Here is a 25,388-nt window from a genome sequence, read left to right as displayed (position 1 = left end):
AAAAGAGCCTCATAATAAGAGAGGCTTTTTTACTTTTTAATTAATGTACCTAATTCTTCTGTAATAGCTTGCATTTCACTAATGCTGAATGTTTCACGTTTCATAACATGATCATAAATGTCACGTAAATCTTCGTACATTTCTTCGTTAAAACTAGCAGCTCTCATCGCTCCAGCATTAACCATACGTAATTTTTCTTTAATAGCTTCGACCATGTATTCAACGTTTTCTTCTGACTTTACGGATAAATCCACCGAAGTGTCCCCCTTTAAAATAACATAAGGCTATCTTAACATTTTTTATCATTTTCGTTAATGGATCTTTTCAATCCTATTAAATTAGTAGGGATTTCCTTTATATTTCATAATTGGTTGTTTATACTATAAGTATATATGAAGAAATGCACCAAGAAGGGAAGAAACAAAAACATGGTTCAAGTATTGTTTGTTTGTCTTGGGAACATTTGCCGTTCTCCGATGGCAGAAGCGATTTTTCGAAATCTTGTCGTAAAAGAGGGACTTGAAGAGAAAATTGTCATTGATTCTGCAGGAACTGGAGATTGGCATGTTGGTCATCCGCCACATAAAGGAACACAAAAAATTTTAAAAGAAAATGCAGTCACTTTTGAAGGAATTAAAGCAAGGCAAGTAGAAAAAGAAGACTTAACAAAGTTTGATTATATTATTGCCATGGACAACAAGAATATAGCAGATTTAAAAAGTTTAGGTAAAACTGGAGGCTATATTGGTAGGCTGTCCGACTTTGTTCCAGACGGTGGCTGGACAGACGTTCCTGACCCTTACTATACAGGGAATTTCCAAGAAGTATATGACCTTGTAACAGAAGGGTGTGCAAAGCTATTAGCTTTCATTCGAAATGAACAAGGAATATGAGGAAGCTTAGAAAGAAATACTTTCTAACATAAGAAATGAAAGGGTGAAGGAATATGGCAAAGAAAAATAATATTGCTCGAAACATTGCGATTGGTGTAGCGGCAGGTGTAGCTGTATCCATGTTAAAGAAAGAAAACCGTGAAAAAGTAAAAAATACAGCAGAAAAAGCAAAAACAAAGATGATTGAAATTGGTGAAAATGCAAAGATCAAAGAAAAAGTGCAAACTGTTACAGATAAAGGACGCGAACTTGCAGATTTCAATGTGGTAAAAGCGAAAGTAGCAGAAATTAAAAAATTAACGCCATCTGTTGTAGAGACGTTAAAAGAAACGAAAGAAATTTTTAGTAAGAAAAAAGTTGAGCCAGAAGAAAAGCCAGAAACGATTGAAATTCAAGCTGTATCTCCAAAGGTAGATGAGTTGAAAGTAGAAGAAGAGCCAATAGTTGCTGAAGATGGTGGTATGAAAGAAGCGCGTGAATTATTTATGAAAGACTCAAATGCAGTGGAAAAAAAAACTGAAGCGTACATTGAGTTAAAGCAAGATAAAGAAGAGAAGAAAAGCGTTTAAACATATATGAGAAAAATTTTAGAAAAGGTGAGAAGAAATCGTACTTATTCGTTTGGTAAAGATTTATATGACCGGACGATGCGCGATGATGTAGCGGGCTTGGCAGCACAGCTCGCTTATTTCTTCTTGCTTGCAATTTTTCCTGGGCTCGTTTTCTTAATTACGCTTCTTGGATTTATTCCCATTCAAACAGAGGATGTGCTTAGTTTATTAGAGGTTTATGTACCAGATGATGCAATGAACTTAATTGAGGTAAATGTAGATAAAGTTGTAAACCAGCAAAATGGTGGTTTATTATCATTTGGTTTATTATCCATGTTATGGTTTGCCTCAAATGGTGTTAATGCGGTTATGAATGCTTTTAACCGCGCTTATGACGTGAAGGAAACACGTTCTTTTATTACAACAAGAGCGTTATCAATTGTGTTTACATTAGCTATTATTTTTATGATTGTCTTTGCGTTAATTGTTCCGGTATTCGGACAAGTTATTGGAGCAGCAGTGTTTAAAGCACTCGGTTTATCAGATAGTTTTTCTTTCGTATGGAGCATTACACGATTAGTAGCGAGTTTCTTCGTGCTATTTGCTTTATTTAGTTTCTTATATACATTTGCACCAGATCGAAAGTTAAAAAGAAGAGAAGTTATTTCAGGGGCGTTATTTGCTACTGTAGGATGGATTGTGGTATCGTACTCATTTGCTTATTATGTAGATAAGTTTGCGAATTACGCCAATACATATGGTGGTCTCGGTGGTATCATTATTTTAATGTTATGGTTTTACTTAACTGGATGGGTAATTTTACTTGGCGGTGAAATTAATGGTTTACTCCACCATTATAGAACCGGTGACAATAATTCCCGTAATGAATAATGAGCTCTTGTTCCATAATAAGAAGGAACAGGGGGGATATTTCATGAGTAATAATAAAAAGAACCATAATAATAAAAGTAATAATAAACAAAAGAGCAGTTCGCATCCAAAGCATAAAACGAGTAGCAGTGCGAACGGTCATAATAGCTATCATTAAAAAAAACGGGTCCTCTATGAGGGACCCGTTTTATTTGCTTCCTTTTAATAATCGTAAGCCATTCAAAATGACAAGAATCGTACTTCCTTCATGGCCAATAACACCGAATGGAAGAGCTAAAAATTGCAAGAAGTTTGAACAAATTAGCATGGCAATAACGGCTAGCGAAAAGATTACGTTTTGCTTCACAATACGATTCATTCGTTTTGATAGACGGATCGCTTGAGAAAGACGAGATAGTTCGTTCTTCATCAGTACAACATCCGCAGTTTCTAAAGCTACATCTGTTCCTTCTCCCATTGCGACACCAATGCTAGCAGTAGCTAGTGCAGGTGCATCATTTATACCGTCTCCGACCATTGCTACTGTACCGTATTTTTCTTTTAACTTTTTAATCGTTTCAACTTTTGTTTCTGGTAAGCATGATGCGTAATATTCCTTTATATTACTTTCAGAGGCAATTGCTTTTGCCGTTTCTTCATTATCTCCAGTAATCATAATTGCTTCGACACCAATGCTTTGTAAATCACGAATAGCAGCTATTGTTTCTTGGCGAAGCGTATCTTTTAAAGCGATAAGTCCAAGAATGCCTCCCTCATCACTAATATAAACGACAGTTTTACCTTCCTTTTCAAGTGAGGCAGAAATACCATTATGAAATGTTTTTGTTTCTTCACCGATAAAATCAGCTTTACCTATTTTATAAGCGTTGTTTTCGAATATTCCTTTTAGCCCAAAACCAGTTACATCTTCAACCTTTTCTGGTTTTTTTAATGTAATGTCGTACGCATGTTGTGCATATTTAACAATAGATTCAGCCAAAGGATGTGTAGAGTGACTTTCAATTGATGCTGTAATAGAAAGTACTTCTTTTTCTGTCATATTTTCTCGAACATATACATCTGTTACGGTAGGTTTACCTTCCGTTAATGTTCCTGTTTTATCAAAGGCGATTGCTTTTACTGAAGCGAGGCGTTCTAAATGTATGCCACCTTTAAAGAGAATTCCATTTCTTGCTCCGTTAGAAATGGCTGATAACGTTGCTGGTGTAATGGCAGCAACGAGTGCACAAGGAGATGCGACTACAAGTAAGATCATAGCGCGATAAAACGTTTCATTCCAGCTCCAGTCAAGTAAGAAATGAGGAACGAACATCATAAGCGCAACAACGAGTAGTACACCTTTTACGTATGTTCCTTCAAACTTTTCGATGAATAGTTGTGATGGTGATTTTTCACTTTGTGCACTTTGTACGAGACGGATAATCTTTTGGAATAATGTTTGATCGCTCGGCTTCGTAATTTTAACTTCGATAGCACCACGTAAATTTACAGTACCTGCAAATACTTCATCGCCATATCTTTTCTCATTTGGAATAGGTTCTCCCGTGATTGCTGCTTCATCGATATTTGTTTCACCGTTATGAATCGTACCGTCAGCAGGAACACGTTCACCTGGTTTAATTAAAATAATGTCGTTAATTTGTAACTCTCCAACAGGAATACGTTCCTCTGTTCCGTTGGAAATGCGTAATGCTTCTTCGGGTTGTAAGTCAAGAAGAGCGGAAATTTCTTTTTGGCTCTTACTTAATGTATAAGATTCCATAGCACCGCTGAGCGCAAAGATGAAGATTAAAATAGCCCCTTCTGCCCAGTAGCCAATAATTGCAGCACCGATAGCTGCAAAGAGCATTAGCATTTCAACATTTAGCTCTTTTTCTTCAATCGTATCTTCAATGCCTTCTTTAGCTTTTGCATATCCACCAACTATATAAGCAAGGATATAGCAAGTAATACCTACATTCATTGCATCGTTTTTTGTGAATAGCCAGCCAGCTAAAATAAAAATACCAGATGCCACTGCAAATACAAGTTCATAATGTTTTTTTAATGTGTCCCATAAAGAGGGATGAGAAATTGTTTCTTTTGCGTGTAACGTTTTTACTTCTGAGTTCATTACTACTCGCTCCTTCCGAATTCTTATTGAGAAAAATAATCAAAATCGAAACCCCTATAAAACGACGAAAGCTGCCATCCATAATGGATAGCAGCATTTCTGTTGAATCTGTTTTTAATAGTTATTATGTTGTAATTATTCTATAGTATATCATATGTTTTTATGAGATGGTACGGTTTTGTTTCAAGTATAAACGGAAAACTTGTGTTTTCGCAATTCCTTTGGTATATATGAATATTGTTCATAAAAAGGTCGGAAAGGAAGACAACAAGTGAAGACAGAGAAATTTTTTACCCATCCGATTGGCGTATTTATTGCTGCAATAGTAGCAACTTTTTTATGGGGAAGCGCATTTCCTTTTATTAAGTTAAGTTATGCTGAACTTGGAATTCAACCACAAGAAGTTGGAGAACAAATATTATTTGCCGGTTATCGTTTCTTGTTATCTGGAGTCATGCTCTTATTATTCTTTAAAGTGTTAGGAAAAGATATGAGCTTCAAAAAAGGAACGGGGAAACAGTTAATACAAATTGGTTTATTCCAAACGTTTCTTCAATATATCTGTTTTTACATTGGAATGAGTTATAGTTCAGGAATTGAAGGAGCTATCATTTCAGGGACATCATCATTCTTTCAAATTTTACTCGCCCATTTTTTATATAAAGATGATGCTCTCAATATAAGAAAAATAATTGGGGTATCGATTGGTTTTTGTGGCGTCATTTTAGTAAATGTGCCGAGTGATGGTAGCTTATCATTTCATTTTGGAATCGGAAGCTTATTACTTCTTAGTGCAGCAATGCTGTATTCATATGGAAACATATTAGCAAAAGAAGGTAGTAAAACATTAGATGTTGGCTATATGACAGCATACCAAATGATGTTTGGTTCTATAGGATTATTATGTATAGGGGCTTTACAAGTTGGAGTCATGCCATTTACATTTAGTCTACATGCACTACTTATGCTGATTTATTTATCTTTCTTATCTGCAGCTGGTTTTTGCATTTGGAATACAATTATGAAGTACAACAAGGTTGGAAAAGTATCTATGTATATGTTCTTTATACCCGTATTTGGTGTGTTATTATCGAGCATGATTTTAGGTGAAGCAATTCATTCATTTGTGCTACTCGGTTTAGCATGTGTAGCCGCGGGAATTATTGTGGTAAATCGAACGCCAGCTAAGCAAAAAATGGAGCAAGAAAAACAAGTAGCATAGAGAGCAGAAAAGCGATTACAATGGAAGAACAGTACTGTTCTTCTTTTTTTCATAGAAAAAGGATAATAGACTAAGTGTAACGAAAAAAGATACAAAAAGCATTTATTGAGGAGAACATGTTATGAATCTACTTTACGTGGTGTTAATTGGGCAAATACTTCTTTTTTTAATTGGTGCAATTTATGCAATGCGGCAGACAAAAAGAACGAAAGATAATATGCCGTTACCTTTAGTAATCCGTCTTATTCTTAGTTTTTCTTTAACAGGTAGTGCAATTTGGATATGGTTACAAGATCCATCTGTAGAGTATAGTACGTGGGTTGCACTTGGTATGACTTTATCGACTGTGGGAGATTTGTTTATGGCTGGGCTGATTCCAATTGGTCACAGGTTAATTGGAGGGATGGTTACTTTCGCTCTTGCTCATTGTTTTTATGTAAAAGCATTTTTGCAAACAGGAATTTCGTGGAATGGTTTTTGGATTGGTTTACTCGTATATGGGCTCTTTCTAATTGTAGGATGGTTCTTCTTTATCCGAAATGATAAACAGGATAAATTGTTTACGATAGGAGCTCTAATTTACGGATTGTGGGTTGGAGGAATGGCTTGCTTTGCATTCGCCTTATATTATGAAAATACAGGGATATGGTGGATACCAGCGTTTGGTGGTTTACTATTTGTGATTTCTGATTTTATTATTGGCGTGACAGATATCGGAGGGCGTAAATTGAAGTATGAGCCACTTTGGATTTGGTTTACATATGTAGCTGCTCAAATGTGTATTGTATATGTGGGATTATAAAAAGATACTCTCAAAATAGTGAATAGACTATTTTGAGAGTATCTTTTTTGCTTGTTTAATTTGATCAGTATTACCATTTTGAAAATTCTAATATTATAATTTTATAATTCAGAATTTTGTGGAAAAATATCGGTTGTATTATTTATAATAAAAGTAAAAAGATGATGAGATGGTGAAATGATGCAAAAGAAAAAACGTTGGCGTGAATTCTTTGGAACTATTGCAATCGCATGTTTATTGGTGTTTTTGGCGAAAATTTTTGTGTTTTTCCCTACGACTGTAAAAGGAGCATCTATGAGGCCAACGTTGCAAGATGGAGATAAGGTGATTGTTAATAAGTTAGCAAAACAATTTGAAAGCTATGGGAGAGAAGATATTATTGTTGTGAAAACAGATAATTTTTATGTCAAAAGAGTGATTGGATTACCTGGAGATATAATTGAGATGAGAAATGATCAATTATATGTAAATTCTGAAGTGAAAGATGAAGAGTATTTGGATAGTAATAAAAAACAAGCAGAAAAAAAACTTATGAATTTAACAGAGGACTTTGGACCAATTATAGTTCCCGAAAATAAGATTTTTGTTATGGGAGATAATCGCTTAATAAGTAAAGATAGTAGAAATGGTTTAGGTTTTATTGATAGAGAAGATGTGTTAGGAAAGTTAGCAGGCATTTATTATCCGTTTGAACATATGAAAATAATAAAGTAAAAAACCAAGCAAATTTTAGTTTGCTTGGTTTTTTTTGTTAAACAGTAGGAGATTCGTTTGATACAAAAATATCTTCATGTTTCTTTGTAGTACTTAAAACGAATTTATGTTGTAGCAATTGTAGTTTAAATAACGCCAAAGGATCATGATATGTTTCTGGATTGCTTCTTAGCGTTGCTAATGTTTGCTCGTCTTCCTTTATCTCAAGTTGAGCTGCATCTACATTTTGTTTCAATATATTAAGTGGATCTTTGAAGAACATCATGATATCACGTTCTAATGCACCTTCAAATACTTCAAATTGAAGGAAGAATTGTTTTGAAATTGTGTGAGCAATTTCTGTATAGTCTTCTGTTTCAATATATTGTTTATATTTGTTGGCGAGCATAGATTGGTTTTTTTGCATATTACCAAATAATTTTCCGGCACTTTTTAAGAAAAACTGTGTCGGTGTAAAGCGTAATAAAATATTGATGTTCGTTACTGTAATTCGATTTGTCATTCGTACAACATCTCGATTCCAATCATCTAATAATTTGAAATCGCAAGGAAGTTTCATACGTTCTTCTTTATATAATTTATTAAACGTTTCACTCATTTCATCTAAATAAGCTTGAGCTTGAATAAATTCATTATGTGCTGTTTCAATCCATTCTTGAATAGACCCAGTAAATTTAGGAAGAAGTACCTGTTGTACATGCTTTTGAACTCGTTCATTCATTGCAGCATTTAATTCTTCATGAACTAATTTGAAATCACTATCTTCTTGAACAAGATCAGAGCAGCTCTGTAATAATTCAGGAATTTGAGAATGTATATCTCGTGTAATTTCTTCTTTCGTTAAAAGATAGGATTCGGTAATAGAACGAATTTTATCTTTTTCAAGAGCAGTAAGGTTATTAATAAATCCAGTAAGTTTCACTGAGATGTGTTTATTCCAGCGTACGGATTTTACTAATGTATTTTCTAATTCCACACGTTCATTTATGAGATAAGCAATTGTCTTTTGCGTAAACCATATTAGCTTTTCTATACGTTCTTTTTCTATATCGCGTTTTGCAAGATTAGAAAGAATAGATTCTGTTACATCTCCAAGTTGCTGGCTACTCTCTTGCGAAGGAGAGTATGGGAAGAATTGTGCATCTGGAAAATGTACTTTAAGTTTACTAATTAGTTTTTCATCAGTAGTCGTATTATTTGTGTGTGATACGAAGTGAATTTGTAAGTTTGGTACTTGTTCACGTAAATAAATTAACGTATCAATTTCTTGACTATGCAATGGTGAAGAAGAATTTAATACGTATACAAGGCTATCTGCTGCTTGTAAGTATTCAAAGTATGCATTGTTTTTATCCAATTGTCCTTGAATAGATGGTGTAATAAGAAATGTAAACTTATTTTTTCTTAAAAACCTACTTGGTAGCTTAATTTCTATACATTTTTTCTCAAGTTCTGACTGAGCAGATGTAGCCGTTATTTGATGGAATTCATCAAGGTTAGGGATATTTCTTATATCTAACTCGGTAAATTCTGTTATTTCAGTTTGACTAGCGTCTTTAAATAGAATAGGAGTTGTTAAAGTTTCAGTTAAGATGTTCTCTCCCAATATTGAATTAACAAATGATGTTTTATCATGGTCACTAGTTCCAGCTATTAGTATTGGTGTGACATTTAAATCACATAGTTCATGGACGAGTAGCGTAAATTGATGACTTAAATCTACATCATTTTTCTCAGCCCATACAGCGATTGTTTCGAATAAATGAGAAACTGTTTCCATATTTACATCTGCTTCAGCTGATGTATTAGAAAGTAAGGATCCAGCACTTTTTACGAGTAATGATTCTAAAGTTGTAGGTGAGACTTCATTCCATGCTAACACTGTTGCAGAGACAACTAGAGAATCTTTTGCTTTCGTTAAACTGAACCAATTTGTTAATAAATTTGGTACAAGTCCGTTTAATTCATGCATAAAATGATTTCCGGTAATTAATGAAAAGTATGTTTCTTGGTAGCGAGTAGAGATTTCATTCCAATCGTCATTATTGTCTGTTTCAATATGCAAGAATAAATGATTAATACTTTGAATCCAAGGAAGGTATAAGGATTCATGTTGATAGCTATTCCAAAGAGCAATAACAAGTTCTTTAAATTGAGCTTGATCAACAGCATATAGAGCTTTTAAAGACTCATAGAAATATTCAGGCTTAATATTTTTTGTAAATCCTTTGTTTATGTAAGTTATTAACGTATCAAACCAGTGTAAAGATTGTGTTCGGATACCTTCTTGAACAGCTAGTTCGATAGCGTTGTTCCAATCTTCTTGTTTTTCATAGAAAGAACGTGCAATTGCAGTAATATTTGGGTAATCCGGTTGGAATGCAACAGCTTCACTAATCGTCTTAAAAGCGAGTCCTAAACGATCTTGTTCGATATAAAGAGAAAGAAGTTGTAAGGAAACCTCCATCGTAAGAGTCGTATCTTCCGTTTGAATAGATTGATAAATTTCTTCTGCCTTTGGTAAGAATCCTAGTTCAAAATAAGCATCTGCAATATTTTTTGTCGCCCAAAGTGCAAGAGCATTATTTACTTTTTCCCATTTAAATATAGCTGCTTCAAAATCTTTATTTTGATAATAAAATTCACCTTGAGCAAATCGAATATTAGAAATGTTGGAGAATTCATTTTTAGATTCATTTATATATGCTTCACCGAGTACTTCCGATGCAGGAGTAGAAGTTTCTTCTGTTAAAAATGTTTTATAGTAAACTTTTTGAATAAATTGATTTTCAATGGTCATGTTCGTTCCCCCCTGTATAATTTAGAAAAATGATGTTGTATGTAAAAGGGTGTATGTTCTTTTAATAGGTAGAAGTTGCATTATATAGACCAAACTATGTTTTTGCTAGATATATCATTTTTCTTGAGAGTTAAACCGTTGCGAAAAGTAACTTTCCTTTATTGTAACAAAAAAACACGCATATGAATTTTTATTTTTTATCGGGTTATTTGCGGGCAATAAGAATCTAATCTCAAAATTGGTGAATGTAAGTGAGTTATGTGGAGTCGGGATGTCTGTAAAAGCAAGATTGGCATAGGTTAATAATTAGTAGAGGATGAACAAAACTCCCACTGAGTAAAGTTTTTCTTTATCTCTGTTAAAGGAAAGAATAGAAGTAGAGTTCATTATAAAAACAATGTATAGTGAATATGTATACCATGTTTGCCTTAAAGATAGAAAGGGTACAATGTGGAATAACGACCGTGCATAGGATGTGTCTTCCGAATGGAACAACATATTGGCGAGTTAATCGCGCATTATGGCTATTTTGGAATTGTTATAGCTTTGGCTGGTGGGATTGTCGGATTACCGATACCAGACGAGTTTTTATTGACCTTTGTTGGTTATAATGTTTCAAAAGGAGTTATGTCAGGAACTGCTGCTTTTTTAAGTGGGCTGGCTGGTGCGATGTTAGGGATCACGTTAAGCTACATATTAGGTTTAAAACTTGGGCTCCCTGTTTTAAAGAAATATGGGCCGAAAATTAGAATTAAAGAACATCACATTGAAAAAACACATATTTTATTTGAAAAATATGGGCCATTTCTTTTAATGATTGGTTATTTTATACCGGGCGTACGTCATTTAACAGCATATTTTGCTGGGGTATCAAATTTGACACTTTGGCGTTTTTGTTTGTACGCTTACGGTGGTGCGCTCATTTGGATAAGTGTTTTTATTGGGCTTGGCTGGAAGTTAGGCGAGAAGTGGCGCTTCGTTGAGTATAGTTTACATCATTATGGAATATGGATTTTATTAATTTCAGCAGTTGTTACATGTTTTGTATGGTTGTACATAAAGAAAAAGAAAAACCGCTAATAGCGGTTTTTTTAGCTGAAAGCAATAAATAATACACCAGCTGTAATAAAGACTACACCAACGCCGGTCATAAAGTTTAACTTTTCACCGAGGATAATCATAGCGAGAATGATAGAAAATACGACGCTTAATTTATCGACAGGAGCTACTTGTGAAACCTTTCCTGTTTTGAGGGCAAGAAAATAAAATAGCCATGAAGAAGCACCTGCAATCCCACTTAATGTGATAAATAGCAGTGCTTTTTTATTTAGCAGTACGTCGCCGATATTTTGAAATTTACCTTGTATGATAATAACGCCTATCATAAATAATGCCATAATAATAGATCGAATTGTTGTTGCAACGTTTGCATCGATGCCGTCTAAACCAAACTTTCCAAAAATCGATACAAGGGCAGCAGCAATTGCTGATAATAGTGCAAATAAGAGCCACGAACTCATAGTAAAATTCCTCCAATCTTACAGTATTATACATGAAAATGATTCTCATGTATAAAGTTGAAGCAATTGAGCTTATAGGAAGCACGACTTCAACTTAACTCCTTGCTCCACCTGAATTTTAAGGTGGGAGTTTTACTGCCTGTAAATAGTGGGCTAAATAGCGAAATAATCCCCACCTTATATTTTTAATAAGGTGGGGATTATTATACTACTCTGCAATTTCCTCATATAAAAAGTACGTTACATTATAAATATGTTCTACTTCATCGTCTGTCATAAACAGTAATTCGTCACGCTCAATCCCTTTTTTCTTTTCAATAAACTCAATCATGTTTTTGCGTTCTTCTCTCTTCATCAATTTTATTTCTCCTCTCAATCTGTTTTAATACAGTTTATTTAAGTTAATGCTATTATATAACAGAATCTTTAGAAAGTTCCACCTATTTTATTGTTTTTTTCAAAAGAACTTTTCGACAAAACAAGCCCACCTAAGGGGGGCTTGTTTTATTTTATAGTCGTAAAAACTCAGGCTCCGTCGTACCGGCACCATCGATGTAATAAATTGTGTCGGGGTTGATTTTTATCAATACGTAATTAGGGTCTTCAGGGCCGAGTAACCAACGTTTTAAGCTATTATTCCAAAACTTGTTTTTTAATGTCGAGTCTTCCTCAATTGAAGCCAATCCTTCAACTTCAATATAATCTTCATCTAATTTTTTCCCTTCTCGTCCGAGTAGTACATGGACATTAGGATTTTGTTCAATATCTGTTATCTTTTTTGATTGTCGATCTGTTGCAACATACAGTACAAAATCTTCATGGAAAAACATCATAAAGGCGCTATGAGGTTTCTCATTTCGTACTGTAGATAATACACCAGTACGTTGACCTTGAATAATAGTTGCGATTTTTTCTTTTAAGTGCATAATTTTAACCCCTTTTCACAATTTATAATTCTGTCTGTTTAAACAAGATAATTTAAATATCTTTCATACTGTTTTCTTCAATCCGATTTTTTAAACGTAATTGTGATGAAATCGGACAAGTTAGGAGAAGAATAATAATAATATTGAGGAGAAATACATACGATGGAAGGATGAAAAACATGTTTAATAAAATATTTCTTATAGTAGCGCTTATAGGTGTACCACTATCTGTACTTGGAAAAACACTTCATTGGCCAGAAACAATTATGTTCGCTGTGTATTGTGTTACGATTATCGCATTAGCTGGTTTTATGGGTAGAGCAACAGAGAGTCTAGCAATTGTTTCTGGTCCTAGAATAGGCGGATTATTAAATGCTACTTTCGGTAATGCTGTTGAACTTATCATTTCAATTTTTGCACTTCAAGCAGGGTTAATTGAAGTGGTGTTAGCTTCTTTAACGGGATCTGTACTTGGAAATTTATTATTAGTAGGAGGGTTATCCTTCTTTGTTGGAGGTCTTAAATACAAAAGACAAAGTTTTAATGTATATGATGCAAGGCATAATTCAGCTTTATTAATATTTGCTGTTGTTGTGGCCTTTGTTATTCCAGAGATCTTTTCAATGAAGATGGACGCTGGCAAGACGTATCAATTAAGTATAGGTGTTTCTATTATTATGATTATCATGTACCTTGCTGCATTACTATTTAAGTTAGTTACGCACCGTGGTGTATATCAACATAAAAGTGACGAAGTAGCGCATGAAGAAGAGCCAGAGTGGTCGAAAGGGAAGGCGCTACTTATTTTAGCGATAGCAACACTAGCGGTAGCTTATGTGTCAGAGGCACTCGTGCATACTTTTGAAACTGTTGCAAAGTCATTTGGCTGGTCAGAGTTATTTATAGGGGTTATTATCGTTGCAATTGTTGGGAATGCAGCGGAACATGCGTCTGCAATTATTATGGCTTATAAAAATAAAGTAAATATTGCAGTTGAAATTGCAATAGGCTCTACATTACAAATCGCCATGTTTGTTGCTCCTGTATTAGTATTACTATCTATGTTCTTCGCGCAAAGGATGCCTTTAGTATTTACCATACCAGAACTTGTGTCTATGATTACAGCCGTTTTCTTAACGATTGCGATTTCCAATGATGGAGATACAAACTGGTTTGAAGGAGGCACTTTACTAGCGGCGTATGTCATTATGGGAATTGGTTTTTATTTATTATGAAAAATAGGCATAACAATTGCGCTCAGAGAAAACAATAAACGAAGTAGTATATATACCTACATAGGAAGGAGCCAGACAGGTGAAACGAGTATACAGCATATGTCTTTCAACTATGGTCTCGTTTATTTTATTATTTCCTAACATGAGTTTTGCAAAGACAACAGTAGGAACAAAAATGCCTTCATCTGTTTTAAATATTTCAAAAGACAATACATTTCCAAATGATGCGCAAGATTTGCCACGTTTACAACCAAGTAAATTTGCTCAAGAGCTATTGAAAACGGCTAATATTAAAATTGAAAATCCAGACTTAATTCGGATGTTTAATGAAACGACAATTTCAAATGCGCCACTTGCAGTAGGGTATCGGGCAAAAATTTATTTAGGTCAATGGGCCTTACATTATGAATCAGTAGACACATCGATTAATTGGGAATATAAACAAGTGAATCGAAATGTGTATGATAATCGCGGAGGAGACCGTTTATATCCACTTCGCTATAAGCAAGAAACACAAAAGACGGTTGAAGGCGATTTAACAGCAGATATGAAAGATGCTGCAGATGTGAAAAAAATGATGCTTCTCAAAGCACTTGAAAAAGTACAATTACCTCTTTCGTTTAAGACAACTATTGGTTATGGTACTGGACATGAGCGTGTGTATAATATTAGTCCGAGTCAACTTGGATATTTATACGCTTATACACCAGCAGTAAATGAAAAGGGAAAAGTAACATTTGGAGAAGTGTATCTTGTATTAAAGGGAAATCAAAAAAGACTTGTTGTGAAAAATATTACTTCTCAAGGAATTGGAGCGGCAATTCCAATTCATGATCATTTGTTTTTTAAATTTATTTCTTCTTCTCACTCGCAATAACATAAAAAACGTCAGCTTATAAGCTGACGTTTTTTTTATAATGTAATGTTTGCTGTTTTTGATAAGAAATCTTCTGTCGGATAGTAGCTGTTTTTTACAAGAACATTTGGTCCAAGACATTTTACTGCAGGACAGTGGCAGCTTAATGATTTTGCTGTTTTTGAAGTGCTCCATTTTTCATACGCTTCTTGTAATGTGTTTGTTTGTATGTTTCCTAGAAGTGGAACATCACCAAAGTCCGTCACAATAATATTTCCATCGAAAATATTTACATTTAAACGAGAACGGCCATCTGGATCATTACGAACAGTTACATTTTTGCTCTCTTGCAATTTTTTAAATGTAGCTATGTCTTTTTCGTCATCGCTACAAGCATAGAAAGGTAACGTTCCAAATAACATCCATACATTTTCATCACGAATTTCTAGTAAATGCTCAATCGCATCACGAATTTCAGCTTTTGTTAAAATCTCTAGATTACTCGCGAAGTCACTTGGATACATTGGATGAACTTCATGACGTTTACAGCCCATCTCTTCGACGATTTGGCGGTGAATATGTTCAATATGTGGTAGAGTTCTTTTGTTTAGCATTGTTTCGGCCGATACAAGTACACCTGCATCTGATAGAGCCTTACTATTTGTAATCATTCTTTCAAATAATTTTGCACGTTGTTCGTAAGTAGGCTTACGCTCCATCATTGCAAATCCGCCTTCAACGAAGTCATCAATTGTTCCCCAGTTATGAGATATATGCAATACGTCTAAATAAGGAATAATCTGTTCGTAACGTGCTAAATCTATAGTTAAGTTAGAGTTGATTTGAGTGCGAACGCCTCGTTCATGGGCATATTTTAAGAGTGGTGTTACATAGTTGTCGACGGATTTTTTTGAAAGCATAGGTTCGCCGCCAGTAATACTTAAAGAACGTAAATGAGGAATCTCATCTAATCGTTTTAATAAAAGATCCATCGGAAGCGGATTTGGGTCTTTCGGCTGTAACGTGTAACCAACAGCGCAATGCTCACAGCGCATGTTGCATAACGTCGTCGTTGTAAATTCAACATTTGTTAATAGTAGTTTGCCGTACTCTTCAAGGTCCATATACGCTTCCCATGGATCGTAAGAAGGAGTAATCGGCTTCATTTTTTGTGATATCGTCATATGAAATACTCCTTTGACTATTGAAATAACAATTTGTCCATTCTCTATAATAGAAGAATATGTGCTTTTTATAAAGTGAAACTTTTTAGCATGGAAAGAGAGAGGGCTTACATTATAGTGGATGACTGTGACAAAATTGATGAAATTTCATGCCCATAGCAATCGTTTTTGCGGTATAATAAAAGCAACTCGAATTAAAAGGAGAGTGCCTTCATGGGAAAAGCAATTCAAGATAAAGATACACAATTAGTATATTTAAAAGAACGTTTAAATATGTTCATTGAAGTAATTGATACAATTGAACCTGAAGAAGTAGAATTAGAAGATGTAGATCGTCTTCTTGCAATGTTAGATGAATTAGAATTAAAATGTGAGCAATTTAAAAAAGACGAATAATATATTAAAAAGGCTACCAATTCCAATTTGGTAGCCTTTTTCTGTTCGGGTAATAGAAGGACGATAGAAAAAGAGGTATAATCAAGTTGTGAAAAATTTCATTTATGCTCTAATAGCGTGAAACAAATAAATAGCTAAAGAGCATAACAATTGAATTTTCAGCTCATAACGTTTTGGTAGCGTTCACAATTGAGGGGGAAGTAACAATGGAAAAGCTTCAAGAAAGCATGTATCAACTAATTGTTGAAACGTCAACGAACTTACCGAAAGATGTTCGTCGTGCGATTCAACAAGCGAAAGAGCGAGAAAATGCAGGGACTCGTTCTGCGATGGCACTTGGCACAATTACAAATAATATTAAAATGGCTGATGATAACATCTCGCCGATTTGCCAAGATACAGGGATGCCAACGTTTAAAATTTATACACCAGTTGGTGTGAATCAATTAAAGTTGAAGGAAGCTATCTATAATGCGCTTGAGCGGGCGACAAAAGATGGTAAACTTCGTCCCAATTCTGTTGATTCTCTTTTTGGAGATAATAGTGGAAATAATTTAGGACCAGGTACACCGGTGATTAAGTTTGAACAATGGGAAAAAGATTATATTGATGCACGTTTAATCCTAAAAGGTGGTGGCTGTGAGAATAAAAATATTCAATATAGCTTACCGTGTGAACTAGAAGGACTTGGACGAGCTGGCCGTGATTTAGAAGGGATTCGTAAATGCCTTCTTCATGCAGTATATCAAGCACAAGGGCAAGGATGTAGCGCTGGTGTAATTGGTGTTGGTATCGGGGGAGACCGCACATCAGGTTATGAATTGGCAAAAAATCAATTATTCCGTACATTAGATGATGTCAATCCAGTACCAGAGTTACAACATCTTGAAGAGTACGTATTAGAAAATGCGAATAAGCTTGGCATTGGTACGATGGGATTTGGCGGAGAAACAACTTTACTTGGTTGTAAAATTGGCGTCTATAATCGTTTGCCAGCTAGTTTCTATGTATCTGTTGCGTATAATTGCTGGGCATATCGTCGCCTTGGTGTGAAAATCCATCCTGAAACAGGAGACATTATGGATTGGCTATATCAAGAAGGTGAAGATACACTTCAGCATGAAGTACAAGAAAAAACAGAGCAACGTGAGATTGTATTACAAGCACCAATTACAGAAGAGCAAATTCGTGAACTTCGCGTTGGTGATGTTGTAACAATTAATGGCATGATGTATACAGGTCGTGACGCAATCCATAAGCATTTAATGGATAATGATTGTCCAGTAGATTTAAATGGACAAATTATTTACCACTGTGGTCCAGTTGTTGTGAAAGATGAAAATGACAATTGGCAAATTAAAGCGGCAGGTCCAACGACAAGTATTCGTGAAGAACCGTACCAAGGCGATATTATGAAGAAATTCGGTATTCGCGCTGTCATTGGAAAAGGCGGTATGGGTGCGAAAACATTAGCGGCTTTAGAAGAACACGGCGGTGTATATTTAAACGCAATCGGTGGTGCAGCGCAATATTATGCTGAATGTATTAAAGAAGTGAAAGATGTTGATTTCTTACAATTTGGTATTCCAGAAGCAATGTGGCATTTACGTATCGACGGGTTTAAAGCAGTTGTAACGATGGACTCGCATGGTAATAGCTTACATGCAGATGTTGATAAAACATCACTTGAAAAATTAGCTAGCTTTAAAGAGCCAGTATTTAAGTAAATAAAAAATGCATCTCGAATGATTCGAGATGCATTTTTTTGGTATATATAGAAAAACATGTTCAGCATGAAAGAATGCGTAGCAACAGAAACTACAAGTACGATTATATATGGAAAGGAGACTATTTATGAAATATAAATGGTTATATATCGGTCTCATTTTTTCAATTATGATGGCACTTGTTCCAGTTTCAGCACTGGCTTATACAAATACTCCACATAACTGGGGAATCCCGCGTCCTAAAAATGAAACAGTACCAGATGCAGGAAAGTTATATACAGATTTACTACAAAAAAATGGCGGGTTTTATTTAGGAGATACGAAGAAAAAAGATATTTATTTAACATTTGATAATGGATATGAGAATGGATACACAGGGAAAATATTAGATGTATTAAAAGAGAAAAAAGTACCAGCAACTTTCTTTGTAACGGGGCATTACATTAAAACGCAAAAAGATTTATTGTTAAGAATGAAGGATGAAGGACACATTATTGGAAACCATTCTTGGAGTCATCCTGATTTTACAGCGGTAAATGATGAGAAACTTCGTGAAGAATTAACGAGTGTAACGGAAGAAATTAAAAAAGTAACTGGGCAAAAAGAAGTGAAATATGTACGTCCTCCGCGCGGTGTATTTAGTGAAAGAACGTTAGCTCTTACGAAAGAAATGGGCTATTATAATGTATTTTGGTCACTTGCATTTTTGGATTGGAAAGTGGATCAGCAAAGAGGATGGCAATATGCGCATAATAATGTTATGACGATGATTCATCCAGGATCTATTTTATTACTTCATGCAATATCAAAAGATAATGCAGAAGCACTTGCGAAAATCATTGATGATTTGCGCGAGAAAGGGTATCATTTTAAAAGTCTAGATGACTTAGTAAAAGGCAATCAACCGTAAGCATGTATGCTTACGGTTTTCTCATGCTATAATGATGTGTAAAAAGGATGGGGAAACGTATGTGGAGCGAACATGTTACGTTAGAGTATCCGTATCATTTTGAAGAAGTATTAAAACGTTTATCTTTTGATCCTCTTAACGTCATTCAATTAGATGAGAAAGTTATTTATATCCCGCTTTGTATAGACGAGGAACAGGTTGTTGTTCGCTTACAAGGGATTGGTACTGTTCAAAATCCACAGTTTTGGATTTCTAGTCAGACAGGAGATCCAGAGAAAGTCATGAAACGAATGAGGGCCATTTTTCATTGGAATGAACCGTTTCAAGATATACAAAATCATTTTTTAAACACATCATTACGTCCACTATTTGAAACATATGCTTATACTCCAATTATTTTAGAATTTGATTATTTTGCTTGTCTGCTTCGCTGTATCATTCACCAACAAATAAATTTGAAATTTGCTACTGTGTTAACAGAACAATTTGTGAAACGGTATGGAACAGAGAAGAACGGTGTATTCTTTTTCCCCACTCCGGAAATAGTAGCAAATATTTCAATAGAAGAATTGAGAGAGCAGAAGTTTAGTCAGCGAAAGGCTGAATATATAGTAGGATTAGGTCGAAGTATTGTCAGTGGTACATTAAATTTAGCGAGTATAGAAAATGGGACGGAAGAAGACATTTCAGCACAATTGTTGCCAATTAGGGGAATTGGTGCATGGACAGTGCAAAACTTTTTAATGTTTGGGCTTGGACGGAAAAATATGTTCCCGAAAGCGGACATTGGGATTCAGCGTGCAGTGCAAGGTATATTTCAATTAGATGATAAACCTGATGATGCATTTTTAGAAAAAGTGAAACAAGAGTGTGAACCATACTGCAGTTATGCAGCGTTATATTTATGGAAAAGTATAGAGTAGAGGTGTAATAATGATACAAAAGCAACATGAGAGTAAGTTGGAAGTTGGTCAAACGTTTCCTGTGACAATTAAACGTCTTGGGATTAACGGAGAAGGCGTTGGTTATTTTAAGAGACAAGTTGTTTTTATTCCAGGGGCATTACCAGGAGAAGAAGTTGTTGCAGAAACAACGAAAATTCAGCGTGGCTTCGCTGAAGCGAAAGTGAAAAAAGTTCGTAAAGCTTCACCGCATCGTGTGAAAGCACCGTGTCCAGTATATGAGGAGTGTGGCGGTTGTCAGCTGCAACATTTAGATTATAAAGAACAATTGAATCAAAAGCGTGATATCGTTGTACAAGCATTTGAGAAGTACATGAAAAATAGTATGGAAGAGAAAATTCGCCCAACGCTTGGCATGGAAAATCCATGGCATTATCGTAATAAGAGTCAATTACAAGTGGGGCGTAAAGACGAAAAGGTTATTACAGGGCTGTATAAACAAAACTCACATCAGTTAATTGATATCGCTCACTGTATGATTCAACATAAAGCAACGAATGAAGCGACAAAAGTTGTAAGACGTATTTTAGAAAAATTAAATGTTTCTATTTACAATGAGAAAAAACAAAAAGGTTTAGTACGCACAATTGTAACACGTACTGCAGTTCAAACAGGGGAAGTACAAGTTACACTTATTACAACAAAAGAAGAATTACCAAATAAAGAACAATTTATTGCAGAAGTACAAAAACAGATGCCAGCGGTTAAATCAATTATGCAAAATGTAAACTGGCGTAAAACATCTGTTATTTTTGGCGACAAAACATTTAAATTAGCTGGAAAAGAAGTCATTCAAGAAACACTTGGCGATTTATCATTTGAATTATCAGCACGTGCATTCTTCCAGTTGAATCCAGAGCAAACAGTTGTTTTGTATAATGAAGCGAAAAAAGCAGCTGCGTTAACAGGAAACGAGAAGATTGTGGATGCGTACTGTGGTGTTGGTACAATCGGTCTTTGGCTTGCAAATGATGCAGCGGAAGTACGTGGTATGGATGTAATTCCAGAAGCAATTGCAGATGCAAGAAAAAATGCAAAGCGTCACGGATTTACAAATACGAAATATGAAGCAGGTAAAGCTGAACAATGGTTACCGAAATGGGTAAAAGAAGGATGGCGTCCAGATGTAATTGTTGTCGACCCACCACGTACAGGTTGCGATGATAAATTACTGGAAACAATTTTAAAAGTGAAGCCGAAACAAGTTGTGTACGTGTCTTGTAATCCTTCTTCATTAGCACGTGATGTACAAGCATTAATGAAGAGCTATGAAGTGGAGTATGTGCAACCAGTTGATATGTTCCCGCATACTGCGCATGTTGAGAATGTAGTTAGATTAAATTTGAAATAAGAAGGATTAAAAATGTTGATGTGGTTAACTACATCAACATTTTTTGTTATGTTAGTAGATAAATCACGTTACGTAATCAATATCCATACTTTCTGTATGGATTATATGAAATTATTTGCTGCACTCAAAAAAATTTGTAAAAATATACAGTGTTCAGATTGTATAGACCACTCTGTATTAATAAATTACAATATGGATGTAACATAGCAAATTTGCTATAGAAAATAAGCTAAAAGGGAGAAGATTTATGAAAAAATGGTTGGCATTATTTGTTTTTGGGATGGTTTCTTTATTTGCAACTTCTGCACATGCGGAATCATATGAAACAACAAAAACATTAAAAGTATATGAAAGTCGTAGTTTTAATTCGCCTGTGAAAAAAGAACTGCAGCCAGGAGAAAGGGTTTATGTTACAAATCAACATCCTAGTGGATGGTGGAAGATAAGTGGTGGATTTATCGCACCAGAGGGCGCTAAAGTAGAAATTAATCGAACTTTTGAAGCTTTTGATTGGATTAATATGGACAGTGCGAAGTACGTATTTAGTCCTCAAACTGTTATTGCACGTGATGGTACACTAAGAGGTGAAATTTTGATTGATACATATTTGGGGCAGAAGTGGACAAGTGTAAATGGAATGCCACAAATAATGAAGCAGAATTTTGCAGCATACAGTAGCCCTGAAGCTAAAAATCCAGATGCTTGGTTCGCTCCACAAACGGTTAATATTTTGCAGACAAAAGAAAACGGTTGGTCTTTAATTAATACGTATTTAGGGCCAAAGTGGATTGTTCGTTATCCACACGTGGAACATATTAATCGTGATTTTTATGCATACAATGAACCTAAGTACATGCATCATGGTGTGAAATTCTCAGCCCAATCTGTAAGAGTACTTCAACAAGGAGAAAATGGTTGGAAGAAAATTAAGGCTGAGGTTGGAGAAAAATGGATTGCGCCACAAGGGTCTTATTACCATGTCCCAAATGTGTTTACAGCATTTGATCAACCTTTCGGTAGAGCAATCGGCACTTTTGCACCACAAACGGTATTTGTAGTTGAAGAATCTACAACATCATTTGGTTGGTTAAAAATTAGAACATACTTAGGAGATTCCTGGATTCGAACGAATCGTAATTAGTAAATAGATTACTTTATTCCTTTTAGAATGAAGTAACAATATGTTATAGTTCCCTCATATGGAAAAGCTGTATGAGGGATTATATTTTTAGGTCAATAAGACAAGGAGAATACGATGCATAATTATAAATTAACGATTCAGTACGACGGCGCACGTTTTAAAGGATGGCAACGTCTCGGTAATAACGATAATACAATTCAAGGAAAAATCGAAAGTGTCATATCTGAAATGGTCGGAAAAGAAATTGAAATTATCGGTTGTAGTAGAACAGACGCTGGTGTACATGCTTTGAATCAAGTTGCTAACTTTCAAAGTGATGAGAAGTTAGTGGAACATAAAGTGAAAAAATATTTAAATCAATATTTACCTAACGATATTAGCATTACGAATGTGGAAGAAGTACATGATCGTTTCCATGCTCGTTACAATTCTAAAGCAAAAACATATCTGTATAAAATTTGGAATGAAGAGCATACAAATCCATTTATGCGTAAATACAGCATGCATGTGAATAAAAAATTAAATGTGAAAAGCATGAAAGCAGCTGCAAAACATTTAGTTGGTTCACATGACTTTACTGCTTTTTCAAATGCGAAATCAAAGAAAAAATCTATGGTTCGAGAAGTATATACACTTGATGTGATGGAAGAGGCAGGGTTTGTACAAATTAGAGTAAGTGGTAACGGCTTCCTTCATAATATGGTAAGAAAAATTGTCGGGGCATTAATTGAAGTTGGATTAGGACAATTAGATGCTGAAGCAATTCCAAACATTTTAGAGGAAAAGCAGCGCAATCAAATTAATTGTCTTGCTGAGGCAAGTGGGTTGTATTTAGAGAATGTTGAGTTTTAATGGCAAATAAAAAAATCGGGCTAAGTAGCTCGATTTTTTTAGTATTAAGAAGATTTTTCGTTTTTTATACGTATCTTCAAATTCCAAAAAGCAGCAAGCATAATAGCTGCAAAGGAGCCAAAAATTGTTCCTAATAGCTTTGCATAAGGAGAGCTGCTTACATCGGCATTAATGAATAACATCATACAGAGCATGGCAGGGAAAAAGTATAAGTATTGTAATAACTTTAATTTTTTATCATTACTCATATATAGCCCCTTTCTAGCATGTTATATGTTTATTATAACATATTTTACCAAGTCATTTTTACACTTGGAGACATGTTTATTTCATATGTGTAAATGCAGTTTTTTAATGCGATATTGTAAGTTTTGCCTACTTAATCCTAAAAATTTTGCAGCTTGTGAGATGTTGCCATGATTCTCTTTAAGAATTTGGTTAATGTAGTTCTTTTCCATTTTTTCTATTGTGTGTTTTAAAGTTTTAGGTGCATCAGTATTGTGAGTAGTTAGTGCATGTTGCATATTGAATTCTGTTTTTATTCGTTCGCGAAAGCGAGTAGGAAGATGAAACGCTGTAATGATGGTTTCATCTTCTATCAAGTTCATGGAACCTTCAATTATATGTTCCAACTCCCGTACGTTTCCAGGCCAATCATAGGCATAGAAAAATTCTCTTACATTTACATCTACATCGGTTACGTTGAGCCCGAATTGAGTATTATATTTTTCAATAAAGTGCTGAACAAGAGCTGGAATATCTTCTTTTCTTTCACGTAAAGGTGGAAGACATAAAGTAACGACGCTTAATCGGTAATATAAGTCTTCTCTTAATCGATTATGTGCGATGGCTTCAAAGGGATCTTCATTGATAGTTGCTATAATGCGAACATCAATTTCTTTTTCGTGTGTACCTCCGATTCTTCGTATTGTTTTTTCTTGTATAGCCCGCAGCAACTTAGCTTGAAGTATTGGGCTTAATGAATTGATTTCATCTAATAACAAAGTTCCTCCGTTTGCTTCTTCGAATAAGCCTGATTTATCTATTGCTCCTGTAAAGGCACCTCGATTTGTGCCAAATAGTAGGCTTTCCATTAAGGTATCAGGTATAGCGGCACAGTTTTGTGAAATAAAGGGTTTTGTTGAACGCTGACTTTCATTATGGATGCTTTGTGCAAATAGTTCTTTACCAGTGCCTGTTTCTCCTACTAGAAGTATGGAGGAAGATGTACGAATTACTCTTTTTCCTTCTGTAATGATTGATTGAATGGCTTCAGAATCACCAATTATGTGATCAAAGGTAAATTTAGTACTTTGTTTTCGAGAAGGACCTATTTTTATCGTTTGCTTTAAGTTACTAATTTCTTTTGATATTTCAATAGCGCCTTTAATTTTTCCATTTTCTATTATAGGGAAAGTATCGTTAATCGTTGTAATTTCTTGTCCTTTATTGTTAAAATACGTTTGTTTTATATTTTTCTTTGTTTTTCCAAATTTTAATGCCTCTATAAGAGTACTATTTTTATTTTCCTCAAATGCGAATACTTCTAAAGGACTTTTATATAGCACATCTGAGCGCTCCATTGATTCAATTTCCATCATTTTGCGGTTATAGATAATCGTCTTACTTTCCTCATTAATAATATGAATTCCGATGTCGAGTTCATTGAGTAAAGTTTCATATAGCATATTCATTTCAATGATCTGTTTTAAATTAATTTCTTCTGTACGCATAGATTATCTTCTCCTCATTCCACCCTATGAAGACTGACTTTTTATAATTTTATTAAAATTCTTATAAAATCGCAAAAATTTTTTGCTATTTTCCTTTTAAAATCTCTGAAATGATAGAAAAATTTTGCGGTTATGAAGTTTTTTTTTTGAGAAACCTTCATTTTAAATAGGAATTGGAGATTGGTACGCATTTTGCATAAATAATAATTGATATATCTAAAGGAGGGATATGCAACGTTTCAGTACCAACTAATAAGAAGGAGGAGTGTATAAAGTGAAGACGGTTATAGAATGCGTGTATAGTCCTTGTTACGGGAAAGTAGAGAAGTTATTTGTTACGGAAAGTTCTTACGTATATGAGTGGGAGAAATTAGCATTAATTGAAACAATAGATAAACAGAAAGTAGAAATTAAGATAGGGATCAGTGGTTATATTGAATCATTAGAAGTAGTAGAAGGACAAGCTATTACTGATCAAAAGTTATTAATAACAGTAAGGGATGACCTTTTAGTAACAGGCAGTGATTAATGTAAGTGACGTGTATTTTTGCTCTTTTAAATCATTATTTTTACGGTGAATAATTTTAAAAACGCTTACATTAAATGGGT

Annotated in this window: 27 protein-coding genes; 18 read left to right on the top strand and 9 right to left on the bottom strand. The window is 34.6% G+C overall.

Going from position 1 to position 25,388, the window contains the following annotated elements; genetic code table 11:
- Positions 1 to 29: 29 nt before the first annotated feature.
- Complete coding sequence (locus tag ACTFN4_RS24230) at positions 30 to 254, bottom strand: DUF1128 domain-containing protein (RefSeq protein WP_000366196.1); 225 nt, start codon at positions 252 to 254, stop codon at positions 30 to 32.
- 174 nt (positions 255 to 428) lie between these two features.
- Here ACTFN4_RS24230 and ACTFN4_RS24225 point away from each other — a divergent pair, with 174 nt between their 5' ends.
- Genes ACTFN4_RS24225 through ACTFN4_RS24215 form a run of 3 tightly spaced genes read left to right on the top strand, consistent with a single transcriptional unit; the run spans position 429 to position 2,335 of the window.
- Positions 429 to 893: a low molecular weight protein-tyrosine-phosphatase gene (locus tag ACTFN4_RS24225; protein WP_000250916.1), complete on the top strand. Its 465-nt coding sequence runs from the start codon at positions 429 to 431 to the stop codon at positions 891 to 893.
- Between the two features lie 53 nt (positions 894 to 946).
- A complete protein-coding gene (locus tag ACTFN4_RS24220) occupies positions 947 to 1,462 on the top strand; it encodes a DUF4075 domain-containing protein (protein WP_001085389.1) in 516 nt (171 codons plus the stop codon).
- 6 nt (positions 1,463 to 1,468) lie between these two features.
- Positions 1,469 to 2,335: a YihY/virulence factor BrkB family protein gene (locus ACTFN4_RS24215; RefSeq protein ID WP_001226536.1), complete on the top strand. Its 867-nt coding sequence runs from the start codon at positions 1,469 to 1,471 to the stop codon at positions 2,333 to 2,335.
- 187 nt (positions 2,336 to 2,522) lie between these two features.
- Here ACTFN4_RS24215 and ACTFN4_RS24210 read toward each other — a convergent pair whose 3' ends face one another.
- Positions 2,523 to 4,448 carry a heavy metal translocating P-type ATPase gene (locus ACTFN4_RS24210; protein WP_086408061.1) on the bottom strand — a complete coding sequence of 642 codons (1,926 nt, stop codon included), beginning with the start codon at positions 4,446 to 4,448 and terminating at the stop codon, positions 2,523 to 2,525.
- A gap of 271 nt (positions 4,449 to 4,719) precedes the next feature.
- Here ACTFN4_RS24210 and ACTFN4_RS24205 point away from each other — a divergent pair, with 271 nt between their 5' ends.
- The 3 genes from ACTFN4_RS24205 to lepB all read left to right on the top strand — a co-directional run bounded on the left by ACTFN4_RS24205 (position 4,720) and on the right by lepB (position 7,186).
- Positions 4,720 to 5,670 (top strand): DMT family transporter, encoded by a 951-nt coding sequence (locus ACTFN4_RS24205; protein ID WP_000845696.1) that lies wholly within the window; start codon positions 4,720 to 4,722, stop codon positions 5,668 to 5,670.
- Positions 5,671 to 5,791: 121 nt separating this feature from the next.
- On the top strand, positions 5,792 to 6,472 hold the full coding sequence (locus ACTFN4_RS24200; RefSeq protein ID WP_001051082.1) for a lysoplasmalogenase: 681 nt from the start codon (positions 5,792 to 5,794) through the stop codon (positions 6,470 to 6,472).
- A gap of 177 nt (positions 6,473 to 6,649) precedes the next feature.
- On the top strand, positions 6,650 to 7,186 hold the full coding sequence (gene lepB / locus ACTFN4_RS24195; protein WP_439962922.1) for a signal peptidase I: 537 nt from the start codon (positions 6,650 to 6,652) through the stop codon (positions 7,184 to 7,186).
- A gap of 37 nt (positions 7,187 to 7,223) precedes the next feature.
- Here lepB and ACTFN4_RS24190 read toward each other — a convergent pair whose 3' ends face one another.
- Entirely contained in the window at positions 7,224 to 9,986 is a 2,763-nt protein-coding gene (locus ACTFN4_RS24190) for a tetratricopeptide repeat protein (protein ID WP_439962921.1), read from the bottom strand.
- Positions 9,987 to 10,472: 486 nt separating this feature from the next.
- On the opposite strand from ACTFN4_RS24190, the gene ACTFN4_RS24185 reads away from it, so the two are divergent.
- Entirely contained in the window at positions 10,473 to 11,066 is a 594-nt protein-coding gene (locus ACTFN4_RS24185) for a DedA family protein (RefSeq protein ID WP_000434872.1), read from the top strand.
- Positions 11,067 to 11,077: 11 nt separating this feature from the next.
- On the opposite strand, the gene ACTFN4_RS24180 is transcribed toward ACTFN4_RS24185, so the two are convergent.
- From ACTFN4_RS24180 to ACTFN4_RS24170, 3 genes are all read right to left on the bottom strand, one after another.
- A complete protein-coding gene (locus ACTFN4_RS24180; protein ID WP_000100295.1) occupies positions 11,078 to 11,506 on the bottom strand; it encodes an EamA family transporter in 429 nt (142 codons plus the stop codon).
- Between the two features lie 208 nt (positions 11,507 to 11,714).
- Positions 11,715 to 11,861, bottom strand: coding sequence for a BH0509 family protein (locus tag ACTFN4_RS24175; RefSeq protein WP_000817786.1), 147 nt, complete (start codon positions 11,859 to 11,861; stop codon positions 11,715 to 11,717).
- Between the two features lie 154 nt (positions 11,862 to 12,015).
- Entirely contained in the window at positions 12,016 to 12,432 is a 417-nt protein-coding gene (locus ACTFN4_RS24170) for a pyridoxamine 5'-phosphate oxidase family protein (RefSeq protein WP_000550220.1), read from the bottom strand.
- A 179-nt stretch (positions 12,433 to 12,611) separates the two neighbouring features.
- Between ACTFN4_RS24170 and cax the strand changes: the two genes are divergently transcribed.
- Positions 12,612 to 13,667, top strand: coding sequence for a calcium/proton exchanger (gene cax, locus ACTFN4_RS24165; RefSeq protein ID WP_000482137.1), 1,056 nt, complete (start codon positions 12,612 to 12,614; stop codon positions 13,665 to 13,667).
- Between the two features lie 79 nt (positions 13,668 to 13,746).
- Positions 13,747 to 14,544: a YfkD famly protein gene (locus tag ACTFN4_RS24160; RefSeq protein WP_002083605.1), complete on the top strand. Its 798-nt coding sequence runs from the start codon at positions 13,747 to 13,749 to the stop codon at positions 14,542 to 14,544.
- 35 nt (positions 14,545 to 14,579) lie between these two features.
- On the opposite strand, the gene yfkAB is transcribed toward ACTFN4_RS24160, so the two are convergent.
- Complete coding sequence (yfkAB, locus tag ACTFN4_RS24155; protein ID WP_000156016.1) at positions 14,580 to 15,707, bottom strand: radical SAM/CxCxxxxC motif protein YfkAB; 1,128 nt, start codon at positions 15,705 to 15,707, stop codon at positions 14,580 to 14,582.
- Positions 15,708 to 15,920: 213 nt separating this feature from the next.
- On the opposite strand from yfkAB, the gene ACTFN4_RS24150 reads away from it, so the two are divergent.
- From ACTFN4_RS24150 to truA, 8 genes are all read left to right on the top strand, one after another.
- A complete protein-coding gene (locus ACTFN4_RS24150) occupies positions 15,921 to 16,103 on the top strand; it encodes an SE1561 family protein (RefSeq protein ID WP_000513558.1) in 183 nt (60 codons plus the stop codon).
- Between the two features lie 206 nt (positions 16,104 to 16,309).
- Positions 16,310 to 17,830, top strand: a complete 1,521-nt coding sequence (fumA, locus tag ACTFN4_RS24145; protein ID WP_000413523.1) for a class I fumarate hydratase — start codon at positions 16,310 to 16,312, stop codon at positions 17,828 to 17,830.
- Positions 17,831 to 17,957: 127 nt separating this feature from the next.
- Positions 17,958 to 18,740: a delta-lactam-biosynthetic de-N-acetylase gene (pdaA, locus tag ACTFN4_RS24140; RefSeq protein ID WP_000875956.1), complete on the top strand. Its 783-nt coding sequence runs from the start codon at positions 17,958 to 17,960 to the stop codon at positions 18,738 to 18,740.
- Positions 18,741 to 18,799: 59 nt separating this feature from the next.
- Positions 18,800 to 19,663 (top strand): DNA-3-methyladenine glycosylase family protein, encoded by an 864-nt coding sequence (locus ACTFN4_RS24135; RefSeq protein ID WP_000269422.1) that lies wholly within the window; start codon positions 18,800 to 18,802, stop codon positions 19,661 to 19,663.
- A gap of 10 nt (positions 19,664 to 19,673) precedes the next feature.
- Complete coding sequence (gene rlmD, locus ACTFN4_RS24130; protein ID WP_000615207.1) at positions 19,674 to 21,053, top strand: 23S rRNA (uracil(1939)-C(5))-methyltransferase RlmD; 1,380 nt, start codon at positions 19,674 to 19,676, stop codon at positions 21,051 to 21,053.
- A gap of 12 nt (positions 21,054 to 21,065) precedes the next feature.
- Complete coding sequence (locus ACTFN4_RS24125; protein WP_086400884.1) at positions 21,066 to 21,260, top strand: hypothetical protein; 195 nt, start codon at positions 21,066 to 21,068, stop codon at positions 21,258 to 21,260.
- A gap of 40 nt (positions 21,261 to 21,300) precedes the next feature.
- Positions 21,301 to 22,194 carry an S-layer protein gene (locus ACTFN4_RS24120; protein ID WP_000758930.1) on the top strand — a complete coding sequence of 298 codons (894 nt, stop codon included), beginning with the start codon at positions 21,301 to 21,303 and terminating at the stop codon, positions 22,192 to 22,194.
- A gap of 114 nt (positions 22,195 to 22,308) precedes the next feature.
- Positions 22,309 to 23,046, top strand: coding sequence for a tRNA pseudouridine(38-40) synthase TruA (gene truA / locus ACTFN4_RS24115; protein WP_000553118.1), 738 nt, complete (start codon positions 22,309 to 22,311; stop codon positions 23,044 to 23,046).
- Positions 23,047 to 23,090: 44 nt separating this feature from the next.
- Here truA and ACTFN4_RS24110 read toward each other — a convergent pair whose 3' ends face one another.
- Complete coding sequence (locus tag ACTFN4_RS24110) at positions 23,091 to 23,294, bottom strand: hypothetical protein (protein ID WP_000063860.1); 204 nt, start codon at positions 23,292 to 23,294, stop codon at positions 23,091 to 23,093.
- 81 nt (positions 23,295 to 23,375) lie between these two features.
- On the bottom strand, positions 23,376 to 24,779 hold the full coding sequence (locus tag ACTFN4_RS24105) for a sigma-54 interaction domain-containing protein (RefSeq protein ID WP_001258445.1): 1,404 nt from the start codon (positions 24,777 to 24,779) through the stop codon (positions 23,376 to 23,378).
- Positions 24,780 to 25,053: 274 nt separating this feature from the next.
- Here ACTFN4_RS24105 and ACTFN4_RS24100 point away from each other — a divergent pair, with 274 nt between their 5' ends.
- Positions 25,054 to 25,308, top strand: coding sequence for a biotin/lipoyl-containing protein (locus ACTFN4_RS24100; protein ID WP_144561039.1), 255 nt, complete (start codon positions 25,054 to 25,056; stop codon positions 25,306 to 25,308).
- Positions 25,309 to 25,388: the final 80 nt, after the last annotated feature.

This window comes from Bacillus cereus group sp. MYBK95-2 (assembly GCF_051915225.1).
GTDB lineage: Bacteria > Bacillota > Bacilli > Bacillales > Bacillaceae_G > Bacillus_A > Bacillus_A cereus.
The sequence above is the reverse complement of the archived record's forward strand: the minus strand, read 5'-3'. Positions and strand labels throughout refer to the sequence as shown.

Coding starts and splice junctions, on each gene's coding strand:
- ACTFN4_RS24225 (WP_000250916.1), top strand. CDS start 429: ATGGTTCAAGTATTGTTTGTTTGTCTTGGGAACATTTGCCGTTCTCCG.
- ACTFN4_RS24220 (WP_001085389.1), top strand. CDS start 947: ATGGCAAAGAAAAATAATATTGCTCGAAACATTGCGATTGGTGTAGCG.
- ACTFN4_RS24215 (WP_001226536.1), top strand. CDS start 1,469: ATGAGAAAAATTTTAGAAAAGGTGAGAAGAAATCGTACTTATTCGTTT.
- ACTFN4_RS24210 (WP_086408061.1), bottom strand. CDS start 4,448: ATGAACTCAGAAGTAAAAACGTTACACGCAAAAGAAACAATTTCTCAT.
- ACTFN4_RS24200 (WP_001051082.1), top strand. CDS start 5,792: ATGAATCTACTTTACGTGGTGTTAATTGGGCAAATACTTCTTTTTTTA.
- lepB (WP_439962922.1), top strand. CDS start 6,650: ATGATGCAAAAGAAAAAACGTTGGCGTGAATTCTTTGGAACTATTGCA.
- ACTFN4_RS24190 (WP_439962921.1), bottom strand. CDS start 9,986: ATGACCATTGAAAATCAATTTATTCAAAAAGTTTACTATAAAACATTT.
- ACTFN4_RS24185 (WP_000434872.1), top strand. CDS start 10,473: ATGGAACAACATATTGGCGAGTTAATCGCGCATTATGGCTATTTTGGA.
- ACTFN4_RS24180 (WP_000100295.1), bottom strand. CDS start 11,506: ATGAGTTCGTGGCTCTTATTTGCACTATTATCAGCAATTGCTGCTGCC.
- ACTFN4_RS24175 (WP_000817786.1), bottom strand. CDS start 11,861: ATGAAGAGAGAAGAACGCAAAAACATGATTGAGTTTATTGAAAAGAAA.
- ACTFN4_RS24170 (WP_000550220.1), bottom strand. CDS start 12,432: ATGCACTTAAAAGAAAAAATCGCAACTATTATTCAAGGTCAACGTACT.
- cax (WP_000482137.1), top strand. CDS start 12,612: ATGTTTAATAAAATATTTCTTATAGTAGCGCTTATAGGTGTACCACTA.
- yfkAB (WP_000156016.1), bottom strand. CDS start 15,707: ATGACGATATCACAAAAAATGAAGCCGATTACTCCTTCTTACGATCCA.
- ACTFN4_RS24150 (WP_000513558.1), top strand. CDS start 15,921: ATGGGAAAAGCAATTCAAGATAAAGATACACAATTAGTATATTTAAAA.
- fumA (WP_000413523.1), top strand. CDS start 16,310: ATGGAAAAGCTTCAAGAAAGCATGTATCAACTAATTGTTGAAACGTCA.
- pdaA (WP_000875956.1), top strand. CDS start 17,958: ATGAAATATAAATGGTTATATATCGGTCTCATTTTTTCAATTATGATG.
- ACTFN4_RS24135 (WP_000269422.1), top strand. CDS start 18,800: ATGTGGAGCGAACATGTTACGTTAGAGTATCCGTATCATTTTGAAGAA.
- rlmD (WP_000615207.1), top strand. CDS start 19,674: ATGATACAAAAGCAACATGAGAGTAAGTTGGAAGTTGGTCAAACGTTT.
- ACTFN4_RS24125 (WP_086400884.1), top strand. CDS start 21,066: ATGTTGATGTGGTTAACTACATCAACATTTTTTGTTATGTTAGTAGAT.
- ACTFN4_RS24120 (WP_000758930.1), top strand. CDS start 21,301: ATGAAAAAATGGTTGGCATTATTTGTTTTTGGGATGGTTTCTTTATTT.
- truA (WP_000553118.1), top strand. CDS start 22,309: ATGCATAATTATAAATTAACGATTCAGTACGACGGCGCACGTTTTAAA.
- ACTFN4_RS24110 (WP_000063860.1), bottom strand. CDS start 23,294: ATGAGTAATGATAAAAAATTAAAGTTATTACAATACTTATACTTTTTC.
- ACTFN4_RS24105 (WP_001258445.1), bottom strand. CDS start 24,779: ATGCGTACAGAAGAAATTAATTTAAAACAGATCATTGAAATGAATATG.